The 3,067-nt window shown below is 63.8% G+C and carries 3 protein-coding genes; 1 reads left to right on the top strand and 2 read right to left on the bottom strand.

The window, feature by feature from the left end:
* The first annotated feature begins 81 nt into the window (after positions 1 to 81).
* The gene (locus E3O50_RS17545) at positions 82 to 390 is read left to right on the top strand and encodes a hypothetical protein (RefSeq protein ID WP_134558502.1); all 309 of its coding nucleotides are present in this window, start codon (positions 82 to 84) and stop codon (positions 388 to 390) included.
* 34 nt (positions 391 to 424) lie between these two features.
* Here the strand turns inward: E3O50_RS17545 and istB are convergent, their stop codons facing one another.
* Both istB and istA read right to left on the bottom strand, forming a co-directional pair.
* On the bottom strand, positions 425 to 1,240 hold the full coding sequence (gene istB / locus E3O50_RS17540) for an IS21-like element helper ATPase IstB (RefSeq protein WP_198413606.1): 816 nt from the start codon (positions 1,238 to 1,240) through the stop codon (positions 425 to 427).
* Between the two features lie 5 nt (positions 1,241 to 1,245).
* On the bottom strand, positions 1,246 to 2,922 hold the full coding sequence (gene istA / locus E3O50_RS17535) for an IS21 family transposase (protein ID WP_134558500.1): 1,677 nt from the start codon (positions 2,920 to 2,922) through the stop codon (positions 1,246 to 1,248).
* Positions 2,923 to 3,067 lie beyond the last annotated feature (145 nt).

Here is a 3,067-nt window from a genome sequence, read left to right as displayed (position 1 = left end):
TGGCTATGTCAACCCAACTGGGACCCACCTGGGCAATCTAAGCGGGACCCGGAGTCTGGTCACAACGAGTGATACTGGGGTATGCGTGTAGAGATTCTTCATATTGATGAGTGTCCGAATTGGATGGAGGCGGGGACGCGGGTTGAGTCGGCGCTGACCGAGTTGGGTCGAGTCGATGTCGAGGTGACGTATCGTCTGCTGACAGATAGCGTCCAGGCCGCGGTGGTCCCGTTTGCAGGCTCGCCGACGATCCTTCTCGATGGTGTGGATGCGTTCCCGTCGGATGGACGAACCTCCGATCTGGCGTGCCGGGTCTATCGCAGTGACTCCGGTTTCGCTGGCGTTCCCTCTGTCGCGCAGCTCGTCGAGGCGATCCAGAACCACGCCTGACCCTGGGCTCGTTCCCGCGCCAGGGATGCCACTATCAGCCGCTGATCGTTGCTGTCGCGGCTCGTTGTTTCTGCGTGTGGGCGAGCCGGTAGGAGTCGGTGCCGGTTTCGATGATGGTGCCGTTGAACGTCAGTCGGTCGACGATCGCCGCGCAGAGCCGCGGGTCCGTGAAGGTCTTCGTCCAACCGGAGAACGACTCGTTTGATGCGATCGCGATTGAATTGTTCTCCTCCCTCTCGGTCAGGACTTGAAAGAGGAGTTCCGCGCCTCTTCGGTCGAGTTCCATGTAGCCCAGTTCGTCGATCATGAGCAGGTCGACCCTTCCGTAACGGGCGATGGTCCGGGCGAGGTTCTTCTCGTCGGCGGCTTCGACGAGTTCGTTCACGAGCCGGGTTGCGAGCGTGTATTTGACCCGGAACCCTTTCTCTGCCGCCGCGGTGCCGAGGGCGATGAGTAGGTGCGACTTGCCGGTGCCCGAGTCACCGATGAGACAGAGCGGCTGGCCTCGTCGAACCCAGTCGCCGGTAGCAAGGGTGTTGATCGTGGCCGGATTGATGTTCGAGTTGGCGTCAAAGTCGAAGTCCCCAAGCCACTTATCCCGAGGGAACCCCGCCGCCTTGACACGGCGAACGGAGGAGCGCCGGTCGCGGTCGTCGCACTCCGCCAACAGCAGCTCCGCCAGGAACCCTTGATAGGAGAGCTGCTCTTTCTGCGCAGTGGTCGTGGCTTCCTCGACGACCGCACGAATTGTCGGAAGGCGAAGCCGCCGACAGGCCTGATCGATGGCTGCATTCGCGGCTTCCTCGGTGAGGCCTCGCCTTCTCCGCAGGGTGGTGGTGATGGTTGTCATAGTGGTCATGAACCTGTTCCCTTCTTGACGCTGGGCTCTGTGTCGGGTGGCGTTCGATCGGGCATACGGAGCAGCTGGTCGTAAGCGGCAACGGATGGCAAGGGCCTGGTGTCGGCCGGAAGGCCGGCAATAACGGCGGCCGGGTCCGCGAGACGGCGCTGAGTAAGACTGACCACTCGCCGCTCCGGACCACGAGCTTGATCGGCGAGGTGACGGTCCAACCCGGACCCACCCAAGGCTTCGTGGCGTCGGGCCTCGACCGCGACGACATCGGCGGTGACGGCGCCGACCGTCAGTGCGGCGGTCATGCCGGCGACAACGGCCTGAGCAGCCATCGAACGGTGCAGCAGCAGAACGTCGATCAGGGCTCGGGTGCCACCAGCATCACCATCGGTCTTCCGTGCCGCGGCCCAGAACGCTTCATGAGCTGAGGTGAAGTGACCGGTCGCCCTGGCGTGAGCGAGAGCGGTCGAACCGGGGAAAGCGCCGGGCTTGCGCTGGAGGACCTCGAGGTAATGGTCGAGATTCACGCTCTGCCCGTGCAGTGCGACCACCCGAGGATGCCTGGCAATCATGGTTCGGCCATCAAAGATGACTACTTCCGATGCGCGGAGCGACACCCTCACAGTGCGGCCGATGAACCGGGCCGGGACAGAATACGACGCCATTCGCACCCGGACCAGACTCGACCGGCTCACCCGAGGCGTCAACGACAGGCCCGGCTCGAACCGCTCCGCCGTGATCGGTGCCAGCAGCTCCCGCTCAAGAGCGAAGTCCTGAGCCACTGTGCGGATGCGGTCGCCGATCCTGCGGTTCTCGTCGTCGAGATCCCACTGACGGACCTTCTGATTCAGTTCGGCGAGGGTGTCCACAACGGGCATGGGTGAGAGGTGGGTGCGGCGGAACCGGCCGACGTCACCCTCGATGCCGCCCTTCTCATGAGCTCCCTCGATCCCGGGGTGGCAGTAAAACGCATCGAATCCATAGTGTGAGCGGAACAGGACCCACCGTTGGTTCTCGGTGCGCTGCCGGCCGGTGCCGTAGATGACCTTCACGACGGCGTCGGTGAGATTGTCGTAGCGGATGTGCCGGGTCGGGATCCCGCCGATGTCCTCGAACGCGTCGATGTGGCCCTCGAGGAACGCTTCCTGCGCTTGCGTCGGATAGATCCGGTGGATCGCCTTCCCCGAGTGCGAGAGGCGGAAGGCGAACATGTGGCATTTCGTTTTCACCCCAGCGAGCACCACCCAGACCTCGCCGAAATCGACCTCTGCTTCCGCGCCAGGCGCGTGCTCCTGCGGGACGAACACCTCGGGCAACCGGCCCGCCTCGACATCTATCTCCGGCCGACGACGGCGAACATAGTCACGGACCGTCGAATACGACAGCTCGGTCGCGTCGTGCTCTTCCGCAAGGCGAGCGAAGATCCGCCTCGCCGTGTGCCGCTGCTTCTTGGGTCCGTCGAGGTCCTGGCGGAGCATCTCGTCGATCGCCGGTTTGAATACGTCCAACCGAGGTGCGGTTCGCACCCGCGGTTTCCGGGCCGGCGGTTCCGCCTGCGCGAGGGCCTGCCGCACCGTCGGCCGCCCGACTCCGTGTCTTCGGGCCAGCTCCCTGATCGAGAGGCCCTCCACGCGCGCATCACGTCTGATCCGCGCGAACAACTCCACCCGAAACTCCATCCGAAACCTCCACCTTGAGCAACGAAAACACGTTGCAACAACGGTGGAGGTGGGTCCGGCTTAGATTGCCCCAGACACCCCGAAACAGCCGAAGTGGGTCCCGCTTAGATTGCCCTGGTGGGTCCGAATAACACTGCCATAGTCA

The organism is Cryobacterium sp. MDB1-18-1 (assembly GCF_004402735.1).
GTDB classification, from domain to species: domain Bacteria; phylum Actinomycetota; class Actinomycetes; order Actinomycetales; family Microbacteriaceae; genus Cryobacterium; species Cryobacterium glucosi.
Note: the sequence above shows the minus strand (reverse complement) of the source record. Positions and strands in the feature narration are given on the sequence as shown.

Coding starts and splice junctions, on each gene's coding strand:
- E3O50_RS17545 (WP_134558502.1), top strand. CDS start 82: ATGCGTGTAGAGATTCTTCATATTGATGAGTGTCCGAATTGGATGGAG.
- istB (WP_198413606.1), bottom strand. CDS start 1,240: ATGACAACCATCACCACCACCCTGCGGAGAAGGCGAGGCCTCACCGAG.
- istA (WP_134558500.1), bottom strand. CDS start 2,922: ATGGAGTTTCGGGTGGAGTTGTTCGCGCGGATCAGACGTGATGCGCGC.